This is a genomic window from Pseudomonas fluorescens, assembly GCF_001902145.1.
GTDB lineage: Bacteria > Pseudomonadota > Gammaproteobacteria > Pseudomonadales > Pseudomonadaceae > Aquipseudomonas > Aquipseudomonas fluorescens_BV.
The window spans coordinates 24,482-50,872 of the sequence record NZ_MRST01000015.1 but is presented as its reverse complement, the minus strand read 5'-3'; the positions used below and the strand labels follow the sequence as shown (position 1 = coordinate 50,872).

25 protein-coding genes are annotated in these 26,391 nt (G+C 59.2%); 21 read left to right on the top strand and 4 right to left on the bottom strand.

All coding sequences use genetic code 11. The features are described from left to right. Window positions 1-38 precede the first annotated feature (38 nt). The 21 genes from trmJ to BUE92_RS02675 all read left to right on the top strand — a co-directional run bounded on the left by trmJ (window position 39) and on the right by BUE92_RS02675 (window position 18,987). Window positions 39-809, top strand: a complete 771-nt coding sequence (gene trmJ / locus BUE92_RS02775; RefSeq protein ID WP_073521836.1) for a tRNA (cytosine(32)/uridine(32)-2'-O)-methyltransferase TrmJ — start codon at window positions 39-41, stop codon at window positions 807-809. Between the two features lie 2 nt (window positions 810-811). Next, window positions 812-1,594 (top strand): serine O-acetyltransferase, encoded by a 783-nt coding sequence (gene cysE, locus BUE92_RS02770; protein ID WP_073521835.1) that lies wholly within the window; start codon window positions 812-814, stop codon window positions 1,592-1,594. 277 nt (window positions 1,595-1,871) lie between these two features. Beyond that, window positions 1,872-2,363: a Fe-S cluster assembly transcriptional regulator IscR gene (gene iscR, locus BUE92_RS02765; RefSeq protein ID WP_003194020.1), complete on the top strand. Its 492-nt coding sequence runs from the start codon at window positions 1,872-1,874 to the stop codon at window positions 2,361-2,363. A 50-nt stretch (window positions 2,364-2,413) separates the two neighbouring features. After that, the gene (locus BUE92_RS02760; protein WP_003194019.1) at window positions 2,414-3,628 is read left to right on the top strand and encodes an IscS subfamily cysteine desulfurase; all 1,215 of its coding nucleotides are present in this window, start codon (window positions 2,414-2,416) and stop codon (window positions 3,626-3,628) included. 99 nt (window positions 3,629-3,727) lie between these two features. Continuing rightward, window positions 3,728-4,114, top strand: coding sequence for a Fe-S cluster assembly scaffold IscU (gene iscU / locus BUE92_RS02755; protein ID WP_003175965.1), 387 nt, complete (start codon window positions 3,728-3,730; stop codon window positions 4,112-4,114). A gap of 28 nt (window positions 4,115-4,142) precedes the next feature. Next, entirely contained in the window at window positions 4,143-4,466 is a 324-nt protein-coding gene (iscA, locus tag BUE92_RS02750) for an iron-sulfur cluster assembly protein IscA (RefSeq protein ID WP_003209680.1), read from the top strand. Between the two features lie 8 nt (window positions 4,467-4,474). Further along, window positions 4,475-4,996, top strand: coding sequence for a co-chaperone HscB (gene hscB, locus BUE92_RS02745; RefSeq protein ID WP_073521834.1), 522 nt, complete (start codon window positions 4,475-4,477; stop codon window positions 4,994-4,996). Between the two features lie 51 nt (window positions 4,997-5,047). Next, window positions 5,048-6,910: a Fe-S protein assembly chaperone HscA gene (gene hscA / locus BUE92_RS02740; RefSeq protein ID WP_073521833.1), complete on the top strand. Its 1,863-nt coding sequence runs from the start codon at window positions 5,048-5,050 to the stop codon at window positions 6,908-6,910. Between the two features lie 3 nt (window positions 6,911-6,913). Then, the gene (gene fdx, locus BUE92_RS02735; RefSeq protein WP_005791182.1) at window positions 6,914-7,255 is read left to right on the top strand and encodes an ISC system 2Fe-2S type ferredoxin; all 342 of its coding nucleotides are present in this window, start codon (window positions 6,914-6,916) and stop codon (window positions 7,253-7,255) included. Between the two features lie 14 nt (window positions 7,256-7,269). Continuing rightward, entirely contained in the window at window positions 7,270-7,470 is a 201-nt protein-coding gene (gene iscX / locus BUE92_RS02730) for a Fe-S cluster assembly protein IscX (RefSeq protein ID WP_003238461.1), read from the top strand. 92 nt (window positions 7,471-7,562) lie between these two features. Continuing rightward, on the top strand, window positions 7,563-7,988 hold the full coding sequence (ndk, locus tag BUE92_RS02725; protein ID WP_003175956.1) for a nucleoside-diphosphate kinase: 426 nt from the start codon (window positions 7,563-7,565) through the stop codon (window positions 7,986-7,988). A gap of 29 nt (window positions 7,989-8,017) precedes the next feature. Continuing rightward, window positions 8,018-9,166, top strand: coding sequence for a 23S rRNA (adenine(2503)-C(2))-methyltransferase RlmN (gene rlmN, locus BUE92_RS02720; protein WP_003194014.1), 1,149 nt, complete (start codon window positions 8,018-8,020; stop codon window positions 9,164-9,166). Window positions 9,167-9,178: 12 nt separating this feature from the next. Continuing rightward, window positions 9,179-9,937, top strand: a complete 759-nt coding sequence (pilW, locus tag BUE92_RS02715) for a type IV pilus biogenesis/stability protein PilW (RefSeq protein ID WP_014719819.1) — start codon at window positions 9,179-9,181, stop codon at window positions 9,935-9,937. After that, window positions 9,937-10,938, top strand: a complete 1,002-nt coding sequence (locus tag BUE92_RS02710; protein ID WP_073521832.1) for a RodZ domain-containing protein — start codon at window positions 9,937-9,939, stop codon at window positions 10,936-10,938. The genes pilW and BUE92_RS02710 overlap by 1 nt, the downstream gene beginning before the upstream one ends. Window positions 10,939-10,940: 2 nt before the next feature. Then, on the top strand, window positions 10,941-12,050 hold the full coding sequence (ispG, locus tag BUE92_RS02705; RefSeq protein WP_034115889.1) for a flavodoxin-dependent (E)-4-hydroxy-3-methylbut-2-enyl-diphosphate synthase: 1,110 nt from the start codon (window positions 10,941-10,943) through the stop codon (window positions 12,048-12,050). A 23-nt stretch (window positions 12,051-12,073) separates the two neighbouring features. After that, window positions 12,074-13,363 carry a histidine--tRNA ligase gene (gene hisS, locus BUE92_RS02700; protein ID WP_073521831.1) on the top strand — a complete coding sequence of 430 codons (1,290 nt, stop codon included), beginning with the start codon at window positions 12,074-12,076 and terminating at the stop codon, window positions 13,361-13,363. Window positions 13,364-13,404: 41 nt separating this feature from the next. Beyond that, entirely contained in the window at window positions 13,405-14,046 is a 642-nt protein-coding gene (locus BUE92_RS02695; protein WP_056789048.1) for a YfgM family protein, read from the top strand. Beyond that, the gene (gene bamB, locus BUE92_RS02690; RefSeq protein WP_073521830.1) at window positions 14,039-15,190 is read left to right on the top strand and encodes an outer membrane protein assembly factor BamB; all 1,152 of its coding nucleotides are present in this window, start codon (window positions 14,039-14,041) and stop codon (window positions 15,188-15,190) included. The genes BUE92_RS02695 and bamB overlap by 8 nt, the downstream gene beginning before the upstream one ends. A gap of 264 nt (window positions 15,191-15,454) precedes the next feature. After that, complete coding sequence (gene der, locus BUE92_RS02685; protein WP_073521829.1) at window positions 15,455-16,924, top strand: ribosome biogenesis GTPase Der; 1,470 nt, start codon at window positions 15,455-15,457, stop codon at window positions 16,922-16,924. Window positions 16,925-17,059: 135 nt separating this feature from the next. After that, window positions 17,060-18,208 (top strand): pyridoxal phosphate-dependent aminotransferase, encoded by a 1,149-nt coding sequence (locus tag BUE92_RS02680; protein ID WP_073521828.1) that lies wholly within the window; start codon window positions 17,060-17,062, stop codon window positions 18,206-18,208. Next, a complete protein-coding gene (locus BUE92_RS02675; protein ID WP_073521827.1) occupies window positions 18,196-18,987 on the top strand; it encodes an amidohydrolase in 792 nt (263 codons plus the stop codon). The genes BUE92_RS02680 and BUE92_RS02675 overlap by 13 nt, the downstream gene beginning before the upstream one ends. Before the next feature lie 159 nt (window positions 18,988-19,146). Here BUE92_RS02675 and leuA read toward each other — a convergent pair whose 3' ends face one another. From leuA to BUE92_RS02655, 4 genes are all read right to left on the bottom strand, one after another. Beyond that, window positions 19,147-20,826 (bottom strand): 2-isopropylmalate synthase, encoded by a 1,680-nt coding sequence (gene leuA, locus BUE92_RS02670; protein ID WP_073521826.1) that lies wholly within the window; start codon window positions 20,824-20,826, stop codon window positions 19,147-19,149. A gap of 89 nt (window positions 20,827-20,915) precedes the next feature. Further along, window positions 20,916-21,152: a hypothetical protein gene (locus tag BUE92_RS28435; RefSeq protein ID WP_178380674.1), complete on the bottom strand. Its 237-nt coding sequence runs from the start codon at window positions 21,150-21,152 to the stop codon at window positions 20,916-20,918. A 216-nt stretch (window positions 21,153-21,368) separates the two neighbouring features. After that, window positions 21,369-25,097, bottom strand: a complete 3,729-nt coding sequence (locus BUE92_RS02660) for a membrane-targeted effector domain-containing toxin (protein WP_178380673.1) — start codon at window positions 25,095-25,097, stop codon at window positions 21,369-21,371. 471 nt (window positions 25,098-25,568) lie between these two features. Beyond that, window positions 25,569-26,390, bottom strand: a complete 822-nt coding sequence (locus tag BUE92_RS02655) for a M23 family metallopeptidase (protein ID WP_073521825.1) — start codon at window positions 26,388-26,390, stop codon at window positions 25,569-25,571. Window position 26,391: the final 1 nt, after the last annotated feature.

The window sequence follows — 26,391 nt, the reverse complement described above, 5'->3', positions numbered from 1 at the left end:
AGATTTGCTCCCCTTTCCTGTGTCCGCGAGCGCCTCCCTTGCTGCAAAACATTCGTGTCGTCTTGGTCAATACCAGTCATCCCGGCAACATCGGCGGGGTGGCGCGAGCCATGAAAAACATGGGGCTGACGCGCCTGGTGCTGGTCGAACCGCGGGTATTCCCGCACCACGAGGCTGATGCTCGTGCGTCCGGCGCCAATGACTTGCTTGAAAATGCCCAGGTGGTCGCCACCTTGGAGGACGCCTTGGTCGGCTGCAATCTGGTGCTCGGCACCAGCGCCCGTGACCGGCGTATCCCTTGGCCGCTGCTGGATCCGCGCGAATGCGGCACCAAGGTGGTGGAAGAGGCTGCTGGCGGTGCTGAAATCGCCTTGGTATTCGGCCGTGAAGACTCCGGCCTGACCAACGAAGAGCTGCAGCGATGTCATTACCACGTGCATATTCCCTCAGACCCTGAGTTCAGCTCGCTGAACCTCGGGGCTGCGGTGCAGGTGCTGACTTACGAAGTGCGCATGGCCTGGCTGGCCGCTGCTGGCCAGCCGAGCAAAATGGAAAAGGAAGAGGTTGCATCAATCAAAAGTGGCGAGTTGGCCACTATGGACGAACTGGAGCGGTTCTATGAGCACCTGGAGCAAACCCTGGTCGCCATCGAATTCCTCGACCCTGAAAAGCCACGGCACTTGATGGCGCGCCTGCGTCGTTTGTACGGCCGCAGCTCGGTGAGCCGAGCTGAAATGAACATATTGCGTGGCATCCTCACGGAAACCCAGAAAGCGGCCCGTGGTGAGCTTCTTGAGCGGAAGGATTAAAAATGTTCGAGCGTTTGCGAGAAGATATCCAAAGTGTTTTCCACCGTGACCCGGCGGCGCGCAACGCCTTTGAAGTGCTGACCTGCTACCCGGGCATGCACGCGATCTGGATTCACCGCTTGTCCGGCGCCCTGTGGGGCATGGGCTGGAAATGGCTGGCGCGGCTGGTATCGAACTTCGGGCGCTGGTTGACCGGTATCGAGATCCACCCGGGTGCCAAGGTGGGGCGTCGGTTCTTTATCGACCACGGCATGGGTATCGTGATTGGCGAGACGGCCGAGATCGGCGATGACGTCACCCTCTATCAAGGCGTGACCCTGGGCGGCACCACCTGGAATAAGGGTAAGCGCCACCCAACGCTGGGCGATGGCGTGGTAGTAGGGGCGGGCGCCAAGGTGCTCGGGCCGTTTACCGTGGGTGCCGGTGCGAAGGTTGGCTCCAACGCGGTAGTGACCAAGCCTGTGCCGCCGGGTGCCACGGTTGTGGGCATTCCAGGCCGCATCATCGTCAAGCCGCAAGTCGGTGATGAGCAAGAGGCCAAGCGCAAGGCGATGGCCGAGAAGATTGGCTTCGATGCCTATGGCGTCAGTGAAGACATGCCTGACCCGGTGGCTCGTGCGATTGGCCAATTGCTTGATCATCTGCAGGCGGTGGATGGCAAGCTGGAGGGTATGTGCGGGGCGCTGAAGGAGTTGGGCAGCCCGTACTGTGCCAAAGACTTGCCTGAACTGCGTGAAGAAGATTTTGCTGAAATCAAGGACGAAGCCGCTACCAAGGCAAGCTGAAGTCCATCCCTGTAGGAGCGAGCTTGCTCGCGAAGATCGTCAAAGATAACGCAGCGCATCTGGTTTGGCGCGGCGCTCTCTGGTTCTTCGCGAGCAAGCTCGCTCCTACAGTTGTTCGCCGCCATATGGGTTGCGCTGTTCGATCCCGCCCCATCCTGCTATGATTCGCGCGCCCTTTTTACGGGTAATCCTGACTAAAGTACTAGGTCTTATAGTTGACTTAAATACTCGGGAATCGCATACTTGCTCCCATTCTGAAACACCTTGGTACTTGTCCATGAGACTGACTACAAAAGGCCGATACGCGGTGACCGCCATGCTCGACTTGGCCTTGCACGCGCAAACTGGGCCGGTGTCCCTGGCCGATATCTCCGAGCGCCAAGGCATTTCCCTGTCCTATCTCGAGCAGTTGTTCGCCAAATTGCGCCGTAGCAATCTGGTTTCCAGCGTTCGCGGTCCGGGTGGTGGCTATCAGTTGTCCCGCGACATGCAGGGCATTCAGGTGGCCCAGGTGATCGACGCGGTCAACGAATCCGTCGATGCCACCAAATGCCAGGGTCTGGGTGACTGCCATGCCGGCGACACCTGCCTGACACACCACTTGTGGTGTGACTTGAGCCTGCAGATCCATGAGTTTTTGAGTGGTATCAGCTTGGCTGATCTTGTGACTCGCCGTGAGGTGCAAGAAGTAGCCCAGCGTCAGGACCAGCGCCGTTGCAACACCAAGGCGCCGCGTCTGGACAAGATTGAAGCGTCCGCCGTCGAGTGACAGCCGAAGAGCTAACGGCACGCCAGCCAGCCTGATTTAGGAGAAAGTCCATGAAATTGCCGATTTACCTTGATTACTCAGCGACCACCCCGGTTGATCCGCGTGTCGCGCAAAAAATGAGCGAGTGCCTGCTGGTCGACGGAAACTTCGGCAACCCGGCCTCCCGTTCCCACGTATTCGGCTGGAAAGCCGAGGAAGCGGTCGAGAACGCTCGTCGCCAGGTGGCTGACCTGGTCAATGCCGACCCGCGCGAAATCGTCTGGACCTCTGGTGCCACCGAGTCCGACAACCTGGCTATCAAGGGCGCGGCGCATTTCTACGCGACCAAAGGCAAACACCTGATCACCACCAAGATTGAGCACAAGGCTGTCCTGGACACCATGCGCCAACTGGAGCGTGAAGGTTTCGAGGTCACCTACCTTGAGCCAACCACCGACGGTATCGTCACCCCGGCCATGATCGAGGCTGCGATGCGTGAAGACACCATCCTGGTTTCGGTGATCCACGTGAACAACGAAATCGGCACTATCAACGACATCGCCGCCATCGGCGAGCTGACCCGCTCCAAGGGTGTGTTGCTGCACGTCGACGCTGCTCAGTCCACCGGCAAGGTCGATATCGACCTGTCCAAGCTGAAAGTCGACCTGATGTCGTTCTCGGCCCACAAGACTTACGGCCCTAAAGGCATCGGCGCGCTGTACGTGAGCCGCAAGCCTCGCGTGCGCATCGAAGCCACCATGCACGGCGGCGGTCACGAGCGCGGCATGCGTTCGGGCACCCTGGCGACCCACCAGATCGTCGGCATGGGCGAAGCTTTCCGTGTAGCCAAGGAAGACATGGCTGCCGAAAACGTGCGCATCAAGGCCCTGAGCGATCGCTTCTACAAGCAGGTCGAAAACCTTGAAGAGTTGTACATCAACGGCAGCATGACCGCCCGTGTACCGCACAACCTGAATTTGAGCTTCAACTACGTCGAAGGCGAGTCGCTGATCATGGCGCTCAAGGACCTGGCGGTCTCGTCCGGTTCGGCCTGCACCTCGGCGTCCCTTGAGCCTTCGTACGTACTGCGCGCCCTGGGCCGCAACGACGAACTGGCCCACAGCTCGATCCGCTTTACGTTCGGCCGCTTCACCACTGAAGAGCAAGTCGACTACGCCGCGCAGAAGGTCTGCGAAGCCGTCAACAAGCTGCGCGTTCTGTCGCCGCTGTGGGACATGTACAAAGACGGTGTCGATATTTCCAAGATCGAGTGGGCGGCACACTAAATATAGAAGCCGCCACCCAAGCTCTGTAGGAACGTGGCGGAAAACGCAGGCGTTTCTACAGGGTTCCAGAGCGGCCCTGATGAGTGAGGATTCAGTACCATGGCTTACAGCGAAAAGGTCATCGACCACTACGAAAACCCGCGCAACGTCGGCAAGATGAACGCGGAAGATCCTGATGTCGGCACCGGCATGGTCGGCGCCCCGGCGTGCGGCGATGTAATGCGCCTGCAGATCAAGGTCAACGATGCTGGCGTTATCGAAGACGCCAAATTCAAGACTTACGGCTGCGGTTCGGCCATCGCCTCCAGCTCCCTGGCGACCGAATGGATGAAAGGCAAGACCCTGGATGAGGCTGTCACTATCAGCAACACCCAGCTGGCCGAAGAACTGGCGTTGCCGCCAGTGAAAATCCACTGCTCCGTACTCGCTGAAGACGCCATCAAGGCGGCCGTTCGCGACTACAAGCAGAAGAAAGGCTTGATCTAAGCATTTGGCGACGAGTAAGGAGTCAACGATGGCTATCAGCATGACAGAAGCGGCTGCGCAGCACATTCGCCGCTCCCTGAATGGGCGCGGTAAAGGTGAGGGGATTCGTCTGGGTGTACGCACCACGGGCTGTTCCGGCCTTGCCTACGTGCTGGAGTTTGTCGACGAGGTGGTTGAAGAGGATCAGGTGTTCGAAAGTCACGGCGAGAAAGTGATCATCGACCCCAAGAGCCTGACCTACCTGGACGGCACCGAACTCGATTTCGTCAAGGAAGGGTTGAACGAAGGCTTCAAGTTCAACAACCCTAACGTGCGCGGTGAATGTGGCTGCGGCGAAAGCTTCAACATCTGAGGCTACTCGTGGGTACTCCTTGTCATTTCGCTTTATTCGAGCTGCAGCCGAGCTTTCGGCTGGACCTTGAGCAGCTCGCCACGCGCTACCGTGAATTGGCGCGTGGGGTGCACCCGGACCGCTTCGCTGACGCTTCCGAGCGTGAGCAGCGCCTGGCCCTTGAGCAATCGGCCAGCCTCAACGAAGCCTATCAGACGCTTAAAAGTCCTCCGAAACGCGCGCGCTACCTGCTCGCGATGAATGGGGGCGAGCTGCCACTGGAAGTCACGGTGCATGATCCTGACTTCCTGATGCAACAGATGCAGTGGCGTGAAGAACTCGAAGACTTGCAGGACGAAGCCGACCTGGCAGGTGTCGCGGTCTTCAAGCGTCGTCTGAAGGCGGCCCAGGATGAGCTCAACGAAAGCTTCGCAGCCTGTTGGGATGATGCGACGCAACGCGAACAGGCCGAACGCCTGATGCGGCGCATGCAGTTTCTCGACAAGCTCACCTACGAAGTGCGCCAGCTAGAAGAGCGCCTCGACGATTAACCCAGTGCTGCCCGTGATGCACGCCTGATAGACAGATAAGACCTGATTACCATGGCTCTACTGCAAATCGCCGAACCCGGCCAAAGCCCTCAACCGCACCAGCGTCGCCTGGCGGTCGGGATTGACCTGGGCACCACCAATTCCCTGGTTGCTGCCTTGCGCAGCGGCCTGTCCGAGCCACTGCCCGACGCCGATGGGCAGGTGATCCTGCCGTCCGCGGTGCGTTATCACGCCGACCGCACTGAAGTGGGCGAATCGGCCAAGCTCGCCGCGTCCGCAGACCCCTTGAACACGGTGTTGTCGGTCAAGCGCTTGATGGGTCGTGGGTTGTCCGACGTCAAGCAATTGGGTGACCAACTGCCATACCGCTTTGTCGGCGGCGAGTCCCATATGCCGTTCATCGACACTGTCCAGGGGCCCAAGAGCCCGGTGGAAGTGTCGGCCGATATCCTCAAGGTGCTGCGCCAGCGTGCGGAAAACACCTTGGGTGGTGAGCTGGTAGGGGCGGTTATCACCGTCCCGGCGTATTTCGATGACGCCCAGCGCCAAGCCACCAAGGATGCGGCGAAACTTGCCGGCCTGAACGTGCTGCGCTTGCTCAACGAGCCGACTGCGGCGGCAGTGGCCTACGGCCTCGATCAGCACGCTGAAGGCCTGGTCGCTATTTATGATCTGGGCGGCGGTACCTTCGATATTTCGATCCTGCGCTTGACCGGCGGTGTGTTTGAAGTGCTCGCGACCGGCGGCGACAGCGCCCTGGGTGGCGATGATTTTGATCACGCCATTGCCGGCTGGATCATCAGCAGTGCCGGCTTGTCGGCCGACCTGGACCCAGGCGCGCAGCGCAACCTGCTACAAACTGCCTGCGCGGCCAAAGAGGCGCTGACTGACGCTGCTTCTGTTGACGTTTGCTACGGCAATTGGTCGGCCCCACTGACTCGCGAAGCCTTTGATGCGCTGATCGAGCCGATGGTCGCCCGCAGCCTCAAGGCCTGCCGCCGTGCTGTGCGTGATTCCGGTATCGAGTTGGAAGATGTTGGCGCAGTGGTCATGGTAGGCGGTTCCACCCGCGTGCCGCGCGTGCGTGAAGCAGTAGGCGAAGCCTTTGGGCGCGAGCCACTGACCGAAATCGACCCGGACCAAGTAGTCGCCATCGGTGCTGCTATCCAGGCCGATACCCTGGCGGGTAACAAGCGTGATGGCGGCGAACTGCTGTTACTCGACGTGATCCCGTTGTCCCTGGGCCTGGAAACCATGGGCGGCCTGATGGAGAAGGTGATCCCGCGCAACACCACCATCCCCGTCGCTCGCGCCCAGGATTTCACTACTTATAAAGACGGCCAGACGGCCATGATGATTCATGTGCTGCAAGGCGAGCGCGAGCTGATCAGCGACTGCCGCTCGCTGGCGCGCTTTGAATTGCGCGGCATTCCGGCGATGGTGGCCGGTGCCGCCAAGATTCGCGTGACCTTCCAAGTCGATGCCGATGGCTTGCTCAGTGTCGCCGCGCGCGAACTGGCGTCTGGCGTTGAAGCCAGCATCCAGGTCAAGCCGTCCTACGGCCTCACCGATGGCGAAATCGCCAAGATGCTCAAGGATTCGTTCCAGTATGCCGGTGACGACAAGGTCGCCCGCGTATTGCGCGAGCAGCAAGTGGATGCCCAGCGCCTGCTTGAGGCGGTGCAGGGCGCCCTTGAAGTCGACGGTGAGCGCCTGCTGGATGCCGAAGAACGCATGGTCATTGACCTGCAGATGCAGGAACTGGCCGAACTGATGAAAGGCAACGATGGCTATGCCATCGAGCAACAGACCAAGCGCCTGTCGCAAGTGACTGATGCCTTTGCCGCCCGCCGTATGGATCAGACGGTTAAAGCCGCGCTGGCGGGCCGCAACCTGAATGAAATTGAGGAATAACTGATGCCGCAGGTCACTTTTCTACCGCACGCCGAACATTGCCCTGACGGCATGGTCGTGGAGGCTGAGACCGGCAAGTCCCTGCTCGACGTCGCCCATGACAACCACATCGAGATCGAAAGTGCCTGTGGCGGCGTCAATGCCTGCACCACCTGTCACTGCATCATTCGTAAAGGTTTCGACAGCCTCAATGAGGCCGACGACCTGGAAGAAGACTATCTTGATCGGGCGTGGGGCCTGGAGCCGACGTCGCGCCTGAGTTGCCAGGCGAAAGTGGGGACTGAAGATCTCACCGTCGAAATCCCGAAATATTCGCTCAACCATGCGGCCGAAGCGCCGCATTGATTCAAGGAAATGTCATGAGCCTGAAATGGGTTGATGTACAAGAAATCGCTATACAACTTGCAGAGGCTCATCCTGAGGTCAATCCTCTTACGGTGAACTTCGTCAAGCTGCGCAACCTCGTAATGGAGTTGCCGGATTTTGACGACATCCCTGACCGGGGTGGCGAGAAGGTCCTGGAGGCGATTCAAGGCCTGTGGATCGAAGAAGCAGACTGAGCCGCCTTTTTACGCAGTTAGGCAATACCCAATAACCCGCGTATAATTCGCGGGTTTAATTTTTCGTAAATTACCGTTTCTGGAGTTACACCATGGCTGTTCAACGTACTTTCTCCATCATCAAGCCTGACGCTGTTGCAAAAAACGTCATCGGCGAGATCACCACTCGTTTCGAAAAAGCCGGCCTGAAGGTTGTAGCTTCGAAACTCAAGCAACTGTCCAAGGCTGAAGCTGAAGGCTTCTACGCTGAGCACAGCGCTCGTGGCTTCTTCGGCGACCTGGTTGCCTTCATGATCTCCGGTCCTGTTGTTGTCCAGGTTCTGGAAGGCGAAAACGCTATCGCTCTGAACCGTGAGCTGATGGGCGCTACCAACCCTAAAGAAGCTGCTGCTGGCACCATCCGTGCTGACTTCGCTGAATCCATCGACGCCAACGCTGTTCACGGCTCGGACTCCGAAGCTGCTGCTGCTCGCGAAATCTCGTACTTTTTCGCTGCTACTGAAGTAACCGCTCGCTAAGCATCGGCTTAAAGAGTGAGGGTGAATCCATGACTACATCGACTGTTAAAACCAACCTGCTGGGTCTGACTCAGCCGGAAATGGAGAAATTCTTCGACTCAATCGGGGAGAAGCGTTTCCGTGCCGGTCAGGTAATGAAGTGGATTCACCACTTTGGCGTCGACGATTTCGACGCCATGACGAACGTCAGCAAGGCCCTGCGCGACAAGCTCAAGGCCATTGCCGAGGTGCGTGGTCCCGAAGTGGTCAGCGAGGACATTTCCAGCGACGGTACCCGTAAGTGGGTCGTGCGCGTGGCGTCTGGCAGCTGTGTCGAGACCGTGTACATTCCCCAGGGCAAACGTGGCACTTTGTGCGTTTCGTCCCAGGCAGGCTGTGCCCTGGACTGCAGTTTCTGCTCCACCGGCAAGCAAGGCTTCAATAGCAACCTCACCGCCGCCGAAGTCATCGGCCAGGTGTGGATTGCCAACAAATCCTTTGGCAGCGTCCCGGCGACCGTCGACCGTGCCATCACCAACGTGGTGATGATGGGCATGGGTGAGCCGCTGCTGAACTTCGACAACGTGATTGCGGCCATGCATTTGATGATGGACGACCTGGGCTACGGCATCTCCAAGCGCCGTGTGACCCTGTCGACCTCCGGCGTGGTACCGATGATCGATGAGCTGGCCAAGCACATCGACGTTTCCCTGGCGTTGTCGCTGCATGCACCTAATGACGCATTGCGTAACCAATTGGTGCCGATCAACAAGAAGTATCCGCTTAAGATGCTGCTCGAATCGTGCCAGCGTTATATGGCGACCCTGGGTGAGAAACGTGTGCTGACCATTGAGTACACCATGCTCAAGGACGTCAACGACAAGCTGGAGCACGCGGTCGAGATGATCGAATTGCTCAAGGACACCCCGTGCAAGATCAACTTGATCCCGTTCAACCCGTTTCCCCATTCTGGCTACGAGCGGCCCAGCAACAACGCCATCCGTCGTTTCCAGGATCAACTGCACCAGGCCGGCTATAACGTCACTGTGCGAACCACCCGTGGTGAAGACATCGATGCCGCGTGTGGCCAATTGGTAGGGCAGGTGATGGACCGCACCCGCCGCAGTGAGCGTTATATCGCCGTGCGCGAACTTAACGCCGCTGAAGATTTGCCGCAAATCGCTGTGAATCGAATCTGAGAGAGGATCTCTATGCCCTTGCGCCTTGCGCTGCTTTTACTGTTTACCGGCCTCGTGGCCGGTTGCGTTTCATCGGGCCATGACAGCCCGTTGCGCACTGATAAAGGCCGTGATGAGGCGCGAGTTGCCTATGTGCAACTGGGTTTGGGGTACCTGCGCCAAGGCATGAGCGAGCAGGCCAAGGTGCCGTTGAAAAAAGCCCTTGAGCTGGACGCCGATGATGCCGATGCCAACGCCGCGCTGGCCTTGGTGTTTCAGGCTCAGGCCGAGCCCGAGCTGGCCGACCGCTATTTCCACAAGGCCCTGGCCTCCCGCCCTGCCGATCCGCGCCTGCTGAACAACTACGGCAGTTTCCTGTTCGAGCAGAAACGGTATGACCTGGCCTCACGTTATTTTCAGCAAGCCGCCACCGATACGCTCTACCCGCAGCGTTCGCGGGTGTTCGAGAACCTCGGTGTGACCTCGATGCGCCTCGGTCAGCGCGACAGCGCCCGCCAGCAGTTGGAAAAAGCCCTGCACCTGAACAGTCGCCAGCCACGGGCATTGCTCGAAATGGCTGAGTTGTCTTACGAAGACAGGCATTATGTGCCGGCCCGTGACTATTACGAGCGTTTTAGCCTGCTCAGCGGGCAAAATGCACGTAGTCTATTGCTCGGTGTGCGCCTGGCGACGGTTCATGAAGAACACGACACGGCCGCACGTTTTGGCCAGCAACTCGAACGACTCTATCCCGGTACGCCGGAATATCAGCAATACCTGTCGGAGCAATGATGAAAGCCGCGCACCCGGAAGATGTAGCAGCTAATCGCGTCAACCCAGGCGAAACCTTGCGCCAGGCCCGCGAAAGCAATGGTTGGTCGCTGGCGGAAGTGGCCCTCAAGCTCAATTTGACCAGCACCTCCCTGGCCAACCTGGAAGCCGGCGCGTTCGACAAGCTGCCTGGGCACACCTTTGCCCGCGGCTATATTCGCGCCTATGCCAAATTGCTGGGTATCGACCAGGCCGTGCTGGTCCAGGAATTCGACCAGTTCACCGGTACCGACGCCCAGGGCAGTAATGTCCATGGGTTGGGGCGTATCGAAGAGCCAACGCGGGTTTCCCACACGATTTTGCGGATTGTCAGCCTGTTGTTGCTGATTGCCGTGGTCGGCGGCGGTTTTGTCTGGTGGCAAGACCAGGCCTCCCAGCGCAACAAAGACCTGACCAGCAACGCCATGGAACATGTCGAAGTCGAAAGCGCCGACGGCACCACCCAGATTCACCCCTTGGATGAGCCGGAAGACCAGGCCGTGGTAGAAGGGCAAGCCGCGCCGCAAGCGCCGGCCACTGCCGAGCAACCCGTGCCAGAAGCCGGTACGGCCCCGACTGCGACGGCTGTGGTACCAGCCCCGGCTGCTCCGACAATTGCGGTAGCACCCGTGGCCCAGGCTCCGGCGGTCGCGGTTCCAACACCTGCACCCGCGACCCCTGCGCCAGCCGCACCCGCAGCGCCGGCGATGTCGCCTCCCACCACCCCGGCATTGATCGCCGGTGATGGGCGCGTACAAATTACCTTCATCGCGGACTGCTGGACGCAGGTCACCGATGGCAACGGCAAAGTGCTGTTCAGCGGTTTGAAGCGTAAGGGAGATACGCTTGACCAGGGCGGCAAGCCTCCTTTGACGCTGCGTCTGGGCTTTGCCCGTGGCGCGCAAGTGGCCTATAACGGCCAGCCTGTAGACGTGGCGCCGTTCACCAGTGGCGAGACTGCTCGCCTCAAGTTGGGACAATAGTCATGCACGGCGAATCTCCAATCAAACGTCGCGTATCGCGCAAGATCTGGGTCGGCTCGGTGCCGGTGGGTGGCGACGCCCCCATTGCAGTGCAGAGCATGACCAACAGTGACACCAACGATGTGGCTGCCACCGTTGCCCAGATCAATCGTCTGGAAGCGGCTGGCGTGGACATCGTGCGGGTGTCCGTTCCGGACATGGACGCAGCCGAGGCCTTTGGTCGTATCAAGCAGTTGGTCAAGGTGCCACTGGTTGCCGATATTCACTTCGACTACAAGATCGCGTTGCGCGTGGCCGAACTGGGTGTGGACTGCCTGCGTATCAACCCCGGCAACATCGGGCGTGAAGACCGCGTGCGCGCTGTGGTGGATGCTGCCCGTGATCGCGGTATCCCGATCCGTATCGGCGTCAACGCCGGTTCCCTGGAAAAAGACCTGCAAAAGAAATACGGCGAGCCCACTCCGGCGGCGCTGGTCGAGTCGGCACTGCGCCACGTTGAACACCTTGAACGCCTGAATTTCCAGGACTTCAAGGTCAGCGTAAAGGCTTCCGATGTGTTCATGGCCGTAGAAGCCTACCGCCTGCTGGCCAAGGAAATCGTGCAACCGCTGCACCTGGGTATCACTGAAGCGGGCGGTTTGCGCTCAGGCACAGTGAAATCTGCGGTGGGTCTCGGTATGCTGCTCGCCGAAGGGATTGGCGATACTATCCGCATCTCCCTGGCGGCAGACCCCGTAGAGGAAGTGAAGGTCGGCTACGACATTCTCAAATCCCTGCGTTTGCGTTCCCGTGGTATCAACTTCATCGCCTGCCCGAGCTGCTCGCGACAGAATTTCGACGTGGTGAAAACCATGAACGACCTGGAGTTGCGCCTGGAAGACCTGCTGGTGCCGCTGGATGTTGCAGTGATCGGTTGTGTGGTCAACGGGCCGGGTGAGGCCAAAGAGGCCCATGTGGGCCTGACCGGTGGTACACCGAACCTGATTTACATCGACGGCAAACCGTCGCAGAAGCTAACGAATGACAATCTGGTGGATCAGCTGGAAAAGCTGATCCGCGAGAAAGCGGCCGAGAAGGTCGCCGCTGACGCAGCGCTGATCGCTCGCGGCTGATTGAACGAATTTAAGGATCTGATGTGAGCAAGTCTCTGCAAGCCATTCGTGGCATGAACGACATCCTGCCGGAGCAGACGCCATTGTGGCGCTACTTCGAAAGCACTGTCGCGCGCCTGCTGGATAACTACGGTTACAAGCAGATCCGCATGCCGATCGTCGAGTTCACCGAGCTGTTCAAGCGCTCCATCGGTGAAGTGACCGACATCGTCGAAAAAGAGATGTACACCTTTGAAGACCGTAACGGCGACTCCCTGACCCTGCGTCCGGAAGGCACGGCCGCGTGCGTTCGCGCCGTACTGGAACATGGCATCACCGGTGGTGGCCAGACCCAGAAGCTGTGGTACATCGGCCCGATGTTCCGCCACGAGCGCCCACAGAAAGGCCGTTACCGCCAGTTTCACCAGATCGGTTGCGAAGTTTTCAACCTGGACGGCCCGGACATCGACGCCGAGCTGATCGTGCTGACCTGGCGCCTATGGGGCCAACTGGGCATCCGCGATGCGGTCAAGCTTGAACTCAACAGCTTGGGCACCAGCGAGTCCCGGGGGCGTTATCGCGAAGCCCTGGTCGAGTACCTGTCGGCCCACCTGGACAAGCTGGACGAAGACAGCCAACGCCGTCTGAAGACCAACCCGTTGCGCGTCCTGGATACCAAGAACGCCGACACCCAGGCCGTGCTGGTCAATGCGCCGAAAATGGCCGATTACCTGGACGACGAGTCCCGCGTGCATTTCGAGGGCCTCAAGGCTCGCCTGGATGCAGCCGGTATTCCCTACGTGATCAACCCCAAGCTGGTGCGTGGCCTCGACTACTACAGCAAGACCGTGTTCGAGTGGGTCACCGACAAGCTCGGCGCCCAGGGCACCGTGTGTGCCGGTGGTCGCTACGACGGCCTGGTCGAGCAGATGGGCGGCAAGCCGACCACGGGCGTAGGTTTTGCCATGGGCATCGAGCGGCTGATCCTGCTGCTGGAAACCCTGGAGCAGGTCCCGGAAGAAATTTCCCGTCAGGTGGACGTGTACCTGTGCGCCTTCGGCGAGGCTGCCGAACTGGCGGCCCTGGCCTTGAGCGAAAAAGTACGTGACCAACTGCCCAACCTGCGCCTGCAGATCAATGCCGGCGCTGGTAGCTTCAAGAGCCAGTTCAAGAAGGCCGACAAGAGCGGTGCGCTTTACGCACTGATCCTCGGCGATGACGAGCTGGCCCAGCAAGTGGTAGGTTTCAAACCCCTGCGTGGCCAGGGCGAACAACAGAACATTGCCTTTGATGCGCTCGCTGCGCACTTGGCCACCTGCGTTGTGCAGGGTTGAAGCTGTCGAACAGCCGAATTTAGCGATTAAGGAGTATTGGGGTGTCGAGTACTGATGATGAGCAACTGGCCGACTTCAAGGACTGGTGGCAGCGTAACGGCAAGCCCCTGGTCACAGGCGGCCTGCTGGCGCTAGTGGTGGTGTTCGGCTGGCAAGCCTGGACCAAGTATCAGGCCAACCAGTCCCAAGGTGCCTCGATCGTTTATCAGCAACTGCTGGAAACTACCCTGACGCCGGACGGCAAGCCTGACCCTGCGCAGGTTGCAGACCTGGCCGGCAAGCTGAAGAACGAATTCGGCGGTAGCACCTACGCCCAGTACGGCAGCCTGTTCGTCGCGAAAGTCGCGGTCGACACCGGCAAGCTGGATGACGCCGCGACCGAGCTGAAGGCCATTGCCGACAAGCCGACCAACCCGACCCTGGGTGAAATCGCACGTCAGCGCCTGGCACAGGTATTGGCGGCACAGAACAAGGCTGACGAAGCACTCAAACTGCTCGACGGCGATGCTGACAAGGCATTCGTGGCCACTCGCGAAGAGCTCAAGGGCGACCTGTTGGTCCAATTGGGTCGTACCGACGAAGCCCATGCTGCGTACCAAAAAGCCAAGGCGGCGCTGTCTGATGAAGCGGCGGTCGGTGGCTTACAAATCAAGCTCGACGACTTGGCCAAAGGGGATGCGTGACGTGATCCGTTGGAAACATGCAGCATTGCTGGCTCTGGCCGTTTTGGCCGCGGGTTGCAGCAGCAACAGCAAAAAAGAACTGCCTCCTGCCGAGCTGACCAGCTTCAAGGAAGAAGTAGTCCTGCAAAAACAATGGAGCCAATCCATTGGTGATGGGCAGGGCGACCTCTACAACCTGTTGCAGCCGGCGATTGACGGCGACAACATCGTGGCCGCTGATTCCACGGGTGTCGTGGTTGCCATGGATCGCATGAATGGCGACGTCAAGTGGAAGAAAGACCTCGAACTGCCAGTTTCCGGCGGTGTGGGCGTCGGCTACGGCATGGTGCTGATCGGCACGCTCAAGGGCGACGTGGTCGCGCTTGATTCCAGCACGGGTGAAGAGAAATGGCGCGCTCGCGTGACCAGTGAAGTGCTCTCGGCACCGGCGACCAACGGCGATATCGTCGTGGTGCAAACCCAGGATGACCGTGTGATCGGCCTGGATGCCTCTACCGGCGACCAACGCTGGTTGTACGACAGCACCCCCGCGGTGTTGACCCTGCGCGGTACCAGTGGTCCGATTGTGACCAACAACCTGGCCGTTGCTGGCCTGTCGACCGGTAAAGTGGTTGCCCTGAATACCCAGAACGGCGTGCCGGCCTGGGAAACTCGTGTGGCCATCCCGCAAGGTCGTTCCGAACTGGATCGCGTTGTAGACATCGACGGCGGCTTGCTGCTGTCGGGGGAAACGCTCTACGTCGCCACCTACCAGGGTCGTGTTGCCGCGCTGGACCTGCAAAGCGGTCGCATCAACTGGCAGCGTGATGCCTCCAGCTATGCGGGTGTCGCCCAAGGGTTTGGCAGCGTCTATGTGAGCCTGGCATCCGGCACCGTTGAAAGTGTCGATGAGCGTTCCACCACTGCACTTTGGAGCAATGACTCCCTGGCTCGCCGTCAACTGTCGGCACCGGAAGTCTTCTCCAGCTACGTAGCTGTGGGTGACTTCGAAGGCTACCTGCACCTGCTGAGCCAGGTGGACGGTCGTTTTGTCGGTCGCCAGCGTATCGACAGCGACGGCCTGCGTGCGCGTCCGCTGGTGGTGGGTAACATGCTTTATGTGTATGGCAACGGCGGCAAGCTGGAAGCCCTGACCATCAAGTAAAGGTTTGACTATGCTTGGGGTAACCCCCAGGCGGCCCTGCTTCAATACCGGTTGCTGTAGGAGCGAGCTTGCTCGCGAAGGACGTCAACGATAACGCGGGTTTTCTGGATAAACGCGTTGTTCTCGGGTTTTTCGCGAGCAAGCTCGCTCCTACAGTGGCGGGGGCAGAAGCAGGGCATGTGGCATTTTAAATGCTGCCCCGAGCACCAGCCGCTGCCCTGCAGCGGCTTTTGTATTTTCTGAAATAACGAAGTGGAGAGCCGCATGGTTCCCGTAATCGCCCTGGTGGGCCGACCTAACGTCGGCAAGTCCACCTTGTTCAACCGCCTGACCAGGACTCGCGACGCCATTGTCGGCGACTTGTCCGGTCTGACCCGTGATCGCCAATACGGTGAGGCAAAGTGGCAAGGGCGCTCCTACATTATTGTCGACACCGGTGGTATCTCCGGTGACGAGCATGGCATGGACGAAAAGATGGCCGAGCAGTCCCTGCTCGCTATCGAAGAAGCCGATGTGGTGCTGTTCCTGGTGGACGCCCGCGCGGGCTACACGGCTGCCGACCAGATGATTGGCGAGCACCTGCGCAAGCGTAACAAGCGTTCCTATCTGGTCGCCAACAAGATCGACAACATCGATCCTGAGGCCGCCCGTGCCGAATTCAGCCCGATGGGCCTGGGCGATGCGATCCCGGTCGCCGGTGCTCACGGCCGCGGCATCACCCAGATGCTGGAAATCGCCCTCAGCACCTTTCCCAAGGATGACGATGAGGAAGAAGAGGGTGAGGAAGAGATCGTCGCTGAAGGCGAGGAAGCCAAGCGCATTCCTGGCCCGAGCGAAAAAGACGGTATCAAGATCGCTATCATCGGCCGCCCGAACGTCGGCAAGTCGACCCTGGTCAACCGTATGCTCGGTGAAGATCGCGTTATCGTCTACGACCAACCCGGTACCACCCGCGACAGCATCTACATCCCGTTCGAACGCAACGAGGAAAAATACACGCTGATCGACACCGCCGGTGTGCGCAAGCGCGGCAAGATCCACGAAGAAGTTGAAAAGTTCTCCGTGGTCAAAACCCTGCAAGCGATCAAAGACGCCAACGTGGTGATCTTCGTAATGGACGCCCGCGAAGGCGTGGTGGACCACGACCTCAACTTGCTGGGCTTTGCCCTGGAAGCCGGCCGTGCCTTGGTGATCGCGATCAACAAGTGGGACGGCATGACGCCGAGCGAGCGTGATTTCGTCAAGATCGAGCTGCAACGCCGGTTGTTCTTCGTGGAATTCGCCGATATCCACTTTATCTCGGCACTGCACGGCACTGGCGTGGGCAACCTCTACGCGTCCGTACAGAACTCGTTCAAGTCTGCGGTCACCCGCTGGCCGACCAACCGTCTCACCCAGATCCTGGAAGACGCGGTGGGCGAGCACGCACCACCGATGGTCAACAACCGCCGGATCAAACTGCGTTACGCCCACTTGGGTGGTGCCAACCCGCCGATTATCGTGATTCACGGTAACCAGATCGAGAAGGTGCCCAAGTCCTACGTGCGTTACCTGGAAAACACCTACCGCCGTGTCTTGAAGCTGGTTGGTACGCCGATCCGTATCGAGTTCAAGGGTGGCGAGAACCCATACGAAGGCAACAAGAACACACTGACCGACCGTCAGGTGAACAAGAAGCGTCGTTTGATGACTCACCACAAGAAGGCCGACAAGAAGCGCCGTGACAAGAAATAACGGCAGCTTCGAGTTGTAAGCTACAAGCTGCAAGAGAGGGCTCCTTCGGAGCCCTTTTTTGTACCTGGCGGTTTGCCCCTTGACCTGCTTGCAGCTTGCAGCTTAAAACTTGCAGCTCACCCGAAGGGGGCTCCTATGATCACCAGTAAGCTGCCAAACGTCGGCACGACCATTTTCACCACCATGTCGCAACTCGCCGCCGAAACCGGTGCGCTCAATCTGTCCCAGGGCTTTCCCGATTTCAATGGCCCTCAGGGTTTGCTCGATGCAGTCGGTAAGCACATCGCCCTCGGTCATAACCAGTACGCCCCCATGACAGGCCTGCCGGTGCTGCGCCAGCAAGTGGCGGCCAAGATCGCCCGAAGTTATGGCGCCACGGTGAATGCGGACACGGAAGTGACCATCACGCCGGGGGCCACCGAGGCGATCTTCTGCGCGATCCAGGCGGTGATTGGCAATGGCGATGAAGTCATCGTGTTCGACCCCTGCTATGACAGCTATGAGCCCTCGGTGGAACTGGCCGGTGGTCGTTGCGTACATGTGCAACTGAGCCTGGACGGCTTTGCCCTCGACTTCGAGAAGATCAAGGCGGCGCTGTCACCGCGCACGCGCATGATCATCATAAACTCGCCACATAACCCGACTGGCGCGCTGATCAGCCGCGCCGAGCTGGACCAGTTGGCCGAACTGATCCGCGACCGCGATATCTACCTGGTCAGCGATGAGGTCTACGAACACTTGGTGTTCGACGGTGTGCCCCACGTCAGCGTACTGGCCCATGAGGAGCTGTATCAGCGCGCGTTCGTGGTCAGCTCATTCGGCAAGACCTATCACGTCACGGGCTGGAAGACCGGCTACGTGGTCGCGCCATCGGCCCTCAGCGCCGAACTGCGCAAGGTGCATCAATATGTCAACTTCTGCGGCGTCACCCCTTTGCAGTACGCTTTGGCGGACTTCATGGCCGAACACCCGGAACATGTCGAAGAACTGCCGGCCTTTTACCAGGCCAAGCGCGATTTGTTTTGCGACCTGCTGGCGCCGTCCCGCTTCAGTTTTAACCGGGTGACCGGCACTTATTTCCAGCTGGTGGATTACTCGCAGATTCGCCCAGACCTGGATGACGTCGCCATGTCCCTGTGGATGACCCGCGAACATGGCGTGGCGACCATTCCGGTTTCGGTGTTCTACCAGCACCCACCCCAAGGCCAGCGCCTGGTGCGCCTGTGCTTTGCCAAACGCGAGGAGACGTTGCGACAAGCGGCGGAAAAACTATGCGTGATCTGAGTACATTGCCGAATCTGAACATTGCCCTGGTGCAGACGAGCCTGGCCTGGCATGACCGCCAGGCCAACTTCGAACACTTCGAGTTGCTGCTGGAGCAGGTCAAAGGCGCCGACTTGATGGTGCTGCCAGAGATGTTCACCACCGGTTTTTCCATGGAATCAGAAACCCTCGCCGAGCCGGAAAACGGCCCCACCCATCATTGGCTCCAGGCCCAGGCGGCGAAGTATCAGGCCGTGATTACCGGCAGTGTAATCATCCAGGCCGCCGATGGCAGCCACCGCAATCGCTTGCTATGGGCGCGGCCGGATGGCGAGGTATTGCATTACGACAAGCGCCACCTGTTCCGCATGGCCGGTGAACATGACCATTACACCCCCGGTGAACGCCAAGTGCAGTTCGAGTTGAAGGGTTGGCGCATTCGCCCGCTGATCTGCTATGACCTGCGCTTCCCGGTGTGGAGTCGCGACGCCCAGGATACGGACTTGCTGCTGTACACCGCCAACTGGCCGGGCGCTCGGCGTCAGCATTGGAATCGGCTGTTGCCGGCGCGGGCCATTGAGAACCTGTGTTACGTGGCGGCGGTGAACCGGGTGGGCACCGACGGCAAGGGCTTTGCCTACACCGGTGATAGCCAGGTGCTGGATTTTCAGGGTGAGACTTTGCTGAGTGCGGGGGAGGCGGATGGGGTGTTCCAGGTGATCCTGGATGCGGCGGAGTTGTCTGCTTATCGCACCCGGTTCCCGGCGAACCTGGATGCCGATAGCTTTCAGTTTCTGTAGGAGCGAGCTTGCTCGCGAAAAGCGCCAACGATAACGCAGCGTTATCAGGTTGCCAGCGGTGCCTTTGGGTTTTTCGCGAGCAAGCTCGCTCCTACAAGGTATTGAAACGAGAAGGCCCCTGGATTCACACCCAGGGGCCTTTCGCATTTCAGCGTCCGATTACGCGGCTTTGGCTTCCAACTGGCTCAACGAACGGTTCAGTGCGCTGAACAGCGCCTTGAAGCTGGCGGTGGTGATGTTTTCATCGATACCCACTCCATGCACCGGGCGTTCGCCGTTCACGCGCAGTTCAATATAGGCCGCCGCCTTGGCATTGGTACCCGCACCAATCGCGTGTTCGTTGTAGTCCATGATCTCCACGCCAATCGGCAGGCCCGCTACCAGCGCTTCCAATGCACCGTTGCCTTTGCCCTTCCAATGCAGGTTGGTTTCGCCCTGGCCTTTGCCGGACACTTCTACTTCGACAAAGCTGTTGCCATTCTCTTCCTGCAGGCGGTGGCTGACCAACGCGTACGGCGTGTTGGCTTGCAGGTATTCACGCTGCAGCAAGGCGTAGATCTGTGGCGCGGTCATCTCCAGGCCCACGCGGTCGGTTTCGGCCTGCACCACCTGGCTGAACTCGATCTGCATGCGACGCGGCAAGCTGATGTCGTATTCCTGCTCCAGCAGGTAGGCGATACCGCCTTTGCCCGACTGGCTGTTCACGCGGATCACCGCCTCGTAGCTGCGGCCAATATCGGCCGGGTCGATCGGCAAGTACGGCACTTCCCACAAAGCATCGTCTTTCTGCTGGGAGAAGCCTTTGCGGATCGCGTCCTGGTGGGAACCAGAGAACGCGGTGTGTACCAGGTCGCCCACATAGGGGTGACGTGGGTGCACCTGGATCTGGTTGCATTCCTCGACCACTTTACGTACGCCGTCAATGTCCGAGAAGTCCAACTGCGGGTCCAGGCCCTGGGTGTACATGTTCAGCGCCACGGTGACCAAATCGACGTTACCGGTGCGCTCGCCGTTGCCAAACAGACAGCCTTCCACACGGTCGGCGCCGGCCATCAGGCCCAACTCGGTGGCCGCCACGCCAGTGCCACGGTCGTTGTGGGTGTGCAGGCTGATAATCACGCTGTCGCGACGGTTGATATGGCGACCGAACCACTCGATCTGGTCGGCATAGATATTCGGCGTGGCGCACTCGACGGTGGCTGGCAGGTTGAGGATCATCTTGTGCTCAGGCGTCGGGTTCCACACCTCGATCACCGCGTCGCAGACTTCCTTGGCGAACTCCAACTCAGTGGCGCTGAAGGTCTCTGGGGAATATTCGAAGGTCCACTGGGTTTCCGGCTGCAGGGCTGCGTATTTGACGAACAGCTTGGCCGCGTTGACCGCGATGGCCTTGATGCCGTCCTTGTCCTGGTTGAACACGATGCGGCGGAACGACGGCGAGGTGGCATTGTACAAGTGCACAATGGCTTTCTTCGCGCCGCGCAGGGATTCGAAGGTGCGTGCGATCAAGTCTTCACGGCCCTGGGTCAGCACCTGGATGGTGGTGTCCTCGGGGATGTGGTTGTCTTCGATCAGGGTACGCACGAAGTCGAAGTCGGTTTGCGAAGCGGCCGGGAACGAGGCTTCGATTTCCTTCACGCCCACGGCCACCAGGGTCTTCCAGAAGCGCAGCTTTTTCACCGCGTCCATCGGCTCGATCAGCGACTGGTTGCCATCACGCAGGTCAGAACTGCACCAGATCGGCGCTTGGGTGATGGTCTTCGACGGCCAGGTACGGTCCGGAATGTCGATGGTCGGGAACGCGCGGTATTTCGAAGACGGGTCTTTGAGCATGCTCATCGGGAAATCCTTGATTGTAGGGGCCGAGAAAAGGCGGCCTGCCGTGGAACTGTTATTAGGGATAAAACTTGAGGACGAGGCAGATCGATTCAGCCTGGCAGTCGTGCGCTGACAAGGCACAGGCTGCGGTGCTGGCGGAGCTGAATGAGGGTATGAGAGGTTTTCATAAGCTCAACCCTAACCGTGGCCAAGTGAGATGGCAAGGTGGTCAGGAAAAATCGATAGATTTTCTGTTTAAAACAAGCTTTATAGATATTTATTGCTAATAATGTCTTATGTTCTTCACATTGTTGCGCTGCTGTAGGTGGTGGCGCAATTTTGGTCATGAGGTTTCACGTGTCCCAGCATGCGACAGTGAAAGGCTCACCATCGCGCAAACAACGCACGACGGTGATTACTCAAGTGACTTTATGGAAGATCTGATAATCCCCTACCGTGAGGCTATTCGTGACGTTAGCCTCGGGATCTCTCGGGATTGATGGGCCGCTGATGGCAACACTTTTGTTGAATGTTTTGTCGGGGAACACGCCTATGCCCACCCCTCAATTGAGTTCCGCCAGGCCTGGAACGTTTCGGGCCGTGTTCATATGGGCTCTGCCTACCAATGCGAGTACTTTTTCGCCCGGCTTGCGTGTTTGCAGAATACGGGTCGCGAAATAGTTGAATTCTTGCAGGCGAGTAATGCCGTTGTCGTTATCCCCAACGTACCTGTAGAAATCGGGCATATCCGATCGTCGGGTCAAGTAGTGGTGCTCTAGGGGTTTGACGGTGATTCCATTGTCATTGGCAAGTTGAACCAGTTCCGAGAGCGTAGGAGACGCGCCTTGAGGACGGTGGCCCCCCATGCCCGCATCCATGAGCTGGCCCGCGGTATTGGTTTCGACACCCTCAAGATACAGCGTGGTAACCCCCGACTCTTTGAGGGCCTGCATATTCTCTTTGAGCGTCTGGAAACTGGCGATTTCGCTATGGGACTCCCCCAGTACCACCACGTCGGTGATTTCATAGGCCTTACGCAACAGGTCGGCCGGCGAGGTGCCGGGTGCGAGCTCCAGCCGGGGCGGGCGCGGCGGTATCTGGCCTTGAGTGAGCATGTTCTTGTAGAAGTTATACATATCCCGCCTGAACCAATACCTGGCCAGTGGCAGGGTTTTAGGGGTGAAGTCGGCTTCGACCAGCCGCCCTCTGTTGAGGCTGAAATATTCGGCGTCTGGTAACGCTCGTCGGGCAGGGGCCTCGGCGCCTGTCGTCGAAGCTCCCGGCGTCGGCGTGGGGGCTCCACCGGGCAGTTGATTCAGGCGCCATTCACCGTTGCCCGCATGTTGTACAGAGGCGACGATTCTGCTGCTTTTGGGCGCAGTTGATGGGACGTTCGGGTCGATGATATTGACCCAGCCACTGCGAGCGTGAAAGGCTGAATCGATCTGATAAACCCTGCTCACGCGGGTACTGTCGGTAAATCGGATGAACCACTCGTCGCCAACGTTATAGGTACCGTCACTCCTGAGCGTCCGACCGTTGATCATATCGCCAGGCCTGGCGTACGCACTCAAGTCGCGCTCAGGAATGACGGCGTCGTTGGGCGTGCGTGAGCCGGCAATAGTGTTGCCAGTGCTGGCGAAGGCGCGCGCCGGCACTGGGCTGACGGGCGCAGGCAGTGCTCTTGGCCCAGGGCGCGAGGTAATCGCGCCTGTCGCCGTCGACGACTTGAATACCGGGCGCATGGGGGCCGCGCGAACATTGGAGATACCCGCCGCAGACAGGGTGAAATCACTGTAGATCGCCCGTCCCAGGCCGGGTCTTTTGATCAGGTGCGGCAACACTCTGCTGTTGGCACGCAGTGCGCTGATGCCGGCTTTGCCCAGACGAAAACCCGCAGACACGCCTTTGCCAGCCACCGGTATCAGGTCAGTAAAGATCAATGCCACTTCAATGCCGAACTCGATTTTGTTCTTGAGCGATTGCCGTGCGACCTCCGCACTGCTTACGGACTGGTGATCCGCTCGGTCGATCGCCATCTGTACGTGTTGCTTGTACAGATGGTCTTGGAAATCACCTTTTATGGGCTCAAGGCGAGTGGCGCCTCCCAGCAGCTTGACCGACGAAACCACCAGTTCGGGGGACATCAATTTCGTTGGGTTGTACGCCACTTCTTTAAGCGCTCCCTTGAACTGATCGATCTCATCTTTACTGACCGGTGATTTTCTTTGCGCGATATAGGTTGCCCACTCTTTTTTCTTCAGGAGGGTGTCGAGGGCCTTGTGATCCGCCACTTCGCGATAAGTAATGCCGTCGGGAGCCTTGGGGGTGTACAGCACCAGTGATGGATCTGTCTGGTTGCCGATCACCATCACGCCCTGCACCGCTAGCCCCCTGTGGAGCAGGCTGTTGGCGACGATGGTTTTCCCATCGACTTGAGGGCGGGTGGCAGGGTCGGGGTGAGTCAGTACCGCATCCGCCCACTGCGCCGCGCGTTTATGGATGTTGTCGCTGGCCAGTTCCGTATAGGCGTCGGGGCTGAGTTCTGCCAGAAACGCCTCTTTGTCCATCGCGTCTGCCAGATGAGCCTTCCACGCTGTGCGCAAGTGCACAGCATTCCCCGATTTGGCATCAGGGGCCATTTCCTGTTTGAGCAGTTTGGTGTATTCGCCCCCGACATCGGTGGTATTGACCAGTGCCCTGAGATCGTGGGTGTCCAGGGTAATCGGCTTGCCGCTCAGGTCCAGTAAGGGCTTGCCGTGCTTGTCGCGCAGAGGCAAGGTCATTTTCTCATCGGTGTATACACCTCTTTCGACGGCAGGGAAGCCACTGCGATTCTTCAGCGCCAAGTCGGTCAGGGACACCGCGTCTTGCTTTGAATAGAGCGGTTGGCCAGTCCCTCTCCCGCCGTGGATGGCGGTGCGGGTGTGGACCTGCACCATGAGGTGATCCGCATCGATTTCTGCTGCCGGGTATCGCTGTTTGATGGCTGCATTCAGGCGGTCACGGGCGAAGGTGTTCAGCGCCGGGATTTTTTCAAGCAGGGGCGTCAGCGCATCCAGGCTCCGTTCCTGCGCTTTGTCCAAGTGCAAAAACAAGGCTTCTTGAAAGGGGCTTAGATTCTTCAACCATTCGGGTTGGAGTTTGTCGGTCAGCTTGGCGTCCCGGGCCAGCATGGCGTTGGTGCCATCGGTGAGGTACGACCAGTCGGCCGCATTATCGATACCTTCCAATGTGGCACTGTCGAGAAGAGGGTTGACGGTTTTGCCTGGCGCCAATGCTGTGCTCAGGTGGGTATTAATGTCTGCCCGCTGGCGTTTGAGCATCCAGGGGATGGATTGCGCCAACACATCCCCGGCCGATGGCTCGACACTCGACATCAGATCTTTTCCGGTAATAGGGTCGGGCCTGTTTTGCAGAGCCGGGGGCAGGCCCTGCAGGAGCAACTTGGCCTCGACACCGCCCTGGTCCAGGCGGCTGGCCAAAGCCTGGCGCGCCTGGGCCGGGGTTGCGAATTCCTCGAAACCTTCGCTGGGCGTGTACATCACGACGGGGCCATTGTCATCGTTGAGCGCAAGTGCGCGCCCATTCGGCCAGGTGGGCGGCGTAGCATATGAGCCGTCTTTTCGGGTGATGAGAAAGGCCCCTGGCAGCATCGCGCCATGTTCCGTTTGGTCATCCACAGTGATGGGGTACACCCCAAAGCGATCACCGTCGGTGAAGCGTTTTTCTCGGTCTTGCAGGGTGGGGTAGCGCAGCGCGGAGTCGATCAGGTCTTTGCCGGTCGCGCTCAGGGTGCCATCGCTCAGGCGCAGTGAGGCGAGGATCGACAGCTGTTTTTTGTGCAGGAACAACAGTTGCTCTTGCGGCGACATCTGGAGAGTCGGCTGATTTTCCACCGGCCGCGGTGTGCTCCAGTATTCTTCAAGCGCCTGCGGGTATTGCGTGGCAATGCTGCGAGCAATGGATTGCAGCGTTCCTTCGGTAAAGGCCGGTGCCGCCAGGTCGGCAATGGTTCGTCGATAAGTGAATTCAGTGCTTATGCCTCGCTCCGGGCGCATCAACGCATTCGGGTTGGCCTGGATGTCGCGGATCATCCTGGCCAGCGCAGCCATCAGGGGCTCTGAAGAGGCCAGTGATTCGCGTCCATCGCCCACTCTGTATCGATTGAAACTGAGCATGTCGGGATTCAGCGGCCTGATCGCGGGGAACGCTTCCTCAAGTTGCGACTGTACAAAGGCCTTGAAGCCGGGTTGCTGGCTATGCAGGCGTTGCTTGTCTTCAGTCAGCATCGCGTGTTCAGCGGTGAACTGTATTTCGTTGCTGGGTTTGAAATGCTTCACCAACTGCGGGTATCGCATTTTCGCCGGTGTTATACCTGACGAGGCGGGAGTAGGCGGGTCATCGGGGGCGTAATTGGCGGCGGCGCGCAAGGGGATTGATGCAGGTTGTTGCAGAGTTGCGGGTGGTGTAGGCGGGCTGGTCGGGCGGGTACCGGGTGAGGCGTGAGATGAGGTCAAGAGGTTTTGCGAATGTCGCTCTGACAGTGCTGGAGTAAGGGACATGGAAAGAGTCTCATGGGAATTGGATCTCCAATGCTCAGGTCCTGCTCATTACGTCCGTGTAAATCGCTGGTTGAGTGAGTCTCGGGTGTCGGATGGTTCATCGCAAAAGTGTAAGAAGATCACAGTGCATTGCAGCGAACCTCCGGCAGATCAGGCGTCAGTGCAGGAAATCACTGACGCCCCTCACAGCCACGGTATTCAGGGTTGAAACGCGCCGATAAAAATCGCCGGATCTACCCGTGCATCGTTCAGGCTGACGTTCCAATGCATGTGCGGGCCGGTGGCTCGGCCGGTCGCACCCACCTTGCCCACCACCGCGCCGCGCACCAGTTGCTGGCCCACCTTCACGTCGATCTTGGACATATGGCAAAACATGCTGATAAAGCCCTGGCCGTGGTCGACGAACACCGTGTTGCCGTTGAAGAAGTAATTGCCCACCAGAATGACCTTGCCGTTCGCGGGCGTCTTGATCGGCGTACCGGCCGGCACCGCGAAGTCCAGGCCCGAGTGTGGGTTGCGCTCTTCGCCATTGAAGAAGCGCCGCACGCCAAACTTGCTCGACAGCGGCCCGCTCACCGGTTTATCCAGTACCAGGTTACTCGGCAGGTTCGGGCTGAAGCTGCGGTAAGCCTTGAGCTGCACTGCCAATTCGCCTTCGATGCGCTTGAGCTGGGCCGGGTCGGGGTTGACCTGGCTTTTGTTCTTCAAGGTGATGCGTTGTTCCGGATACTTCTTGTAGCCGACGATAAACGGCAGGTTGCGCCCACCGCTGCTGATGCGCTCGTTGCCAGGCTTGACCGTCAACGGGATACCGACAATCGCCAGCCAGTTGTCCTGCTCCTTGACCACCAGCACCGGCTTGCCCTGGTACGTGGCTTTGGGCGCCGTGGCCGAAGGGCCTAGATCGACGACGGCCACGCCACCGGGCACGGGTTTGTTCAGGGTGCGCGTGATGTAGCTGTCGGCGTGGGCGTTAAATGTGAGGCACAACAGCATCAACAGGCTCAGTAGGCGTGGCATT

Bases quoted from the DNA above. Each gene is read 5' to 3' on its own strand.
- cysE (WP_073521835.1), top strand. From the start codon at position 812: ATGTTCGAGCGTTTGCGAGAAGATATCCAAAGTGTTTTCCACCGTGAC.
- iscR (WP_003194020.1), top strand. From the start codon at position 1,872: ATGAGACTGACTACAAAAGGCCGATACGCGGTGACCGCCATGCTCGAC.
- BUE92_RS02760 (WP_003194019.1), top strand. From the start codon at position 2,414: ATGAAATTGCCGATTTACCTTGATTACTCAGCGACCACCCCGGTTGAT.
- iscU (WP_003175965.1), top strand. From the start codon at position 3,728: ATGGCTTACAGCGAAAAGGTCATCGACCACTACGAAAACCCGCGCAAC.
- iscA (WP_003209680.1), top strand. From the start codon at position 4,143: ATGGCTATCAGCATGACAGAAGCGGCTGCGCAGCACATTCGCCGCTCC.
- hscA (WP_073521833.1), top strand. From the start codon at position 5,048: ATGGCTCTACTGCAAATCGCCGAACCCGGCCAAAGCCCTCAACCGCAC.
- fdx (WP_005791182.1), top strand. From the start codon at position 6,914: ATGCCGCAGGTCACTTTTCTACCGCACGCCGAACATTGCCCTGACGGC.
- iscX (WP_003238461.1), top strand. From the start codon at position 7,270: ATGAGCCTGAAATGGGTTGATGTACAAGAAATCGCTATACAACTTGCA.
- ndk (WP_003175956.1), top strand. From the start codon at position 7,563: ATGGCTGTTCAACGTACTTTCTCCATCATCAAGCCTGACGCTGTTGCA.
- rlmN (WP_003194014.1), top strand. From the start codon at position 8,018: ATGACTACATCGACTGTTAAAACCAACCTGCTGGGTCTGACTCAGCCG.
- pilW (WP_014719819.1), top strand. From the start codon at position 9,179: ATGCCCTTGCGCCTTGCGCTGCTTTTACTGTTTACCGGCCTCGTGGCC.
- BUE92_RS02710 (WP_073521832.1), top strand. From the start codon at position 9,937: ATGAAAGCCGCGCACCCGGAAGATGTAGCAGCTAATCGCGTCAACCCA.
- ispG (WP_034115889.1), top strand. From the start codon at position 10,941: ATGCACGGCGAATCTCCAATCAAACGTCGCGTATCGCGCAAGATCTGG.
- bamB (WP_073521830.1), top strand. From the start codon at position 14,039: ATGCGTGACGTGATCCGTTGGAAACATGCAGCATTGCTGGCTCTGGCC.
- der (WP_073521829.1), top strand. From the start codon at position 15,455: ATGGTTCCCGTAATCGCCCTGGTGGGCCGACCTAACGTCGGCAAGTCC.
- BUE92_RS02680 (WP_073521828.1), top strand. From the start codon at position 17,060: ATGATCACCAGTAAGCTGCCAAACGTCGGCACGACCATTTTCACCACC.
- BUE92_RS02675 (WP_073521827.1), top strand. From the start codon at position 18,196: ATGCGTGATCTGAGTACATTGCCGAATCTGAACATTGCCCTGGTGCAG.
- leuA (WP_073521826.1), bottom strand. From the start codon at position 20,826: ATGAGCATGCTCAAAGACCCGTCTTCGAAATACCGCGCGTTCCCGACC.
- BUE92_RS28435 (WP_178380674.1), bottom strand. From the start codon at position 21,152: ATGACCAAAATTGCGCCACCACCTACAGCAGCGCAACAATGTGAAGAA.
- BUE92_RS02660 (WP_178380673.1), bottom strand. From the start codon at position 25,097: ATGCTGACTGAAGACAAGCAACGCCTGCATAGCCAGCAACCCGGCTTC.
- BUE92_RS02655 (WP_073521825.1), bottom strand. From the start codon at position 26,390: ATGCCACGCCTACTGAGCCTGTTGATGCTGTTGTGCCTCACATTTAAC.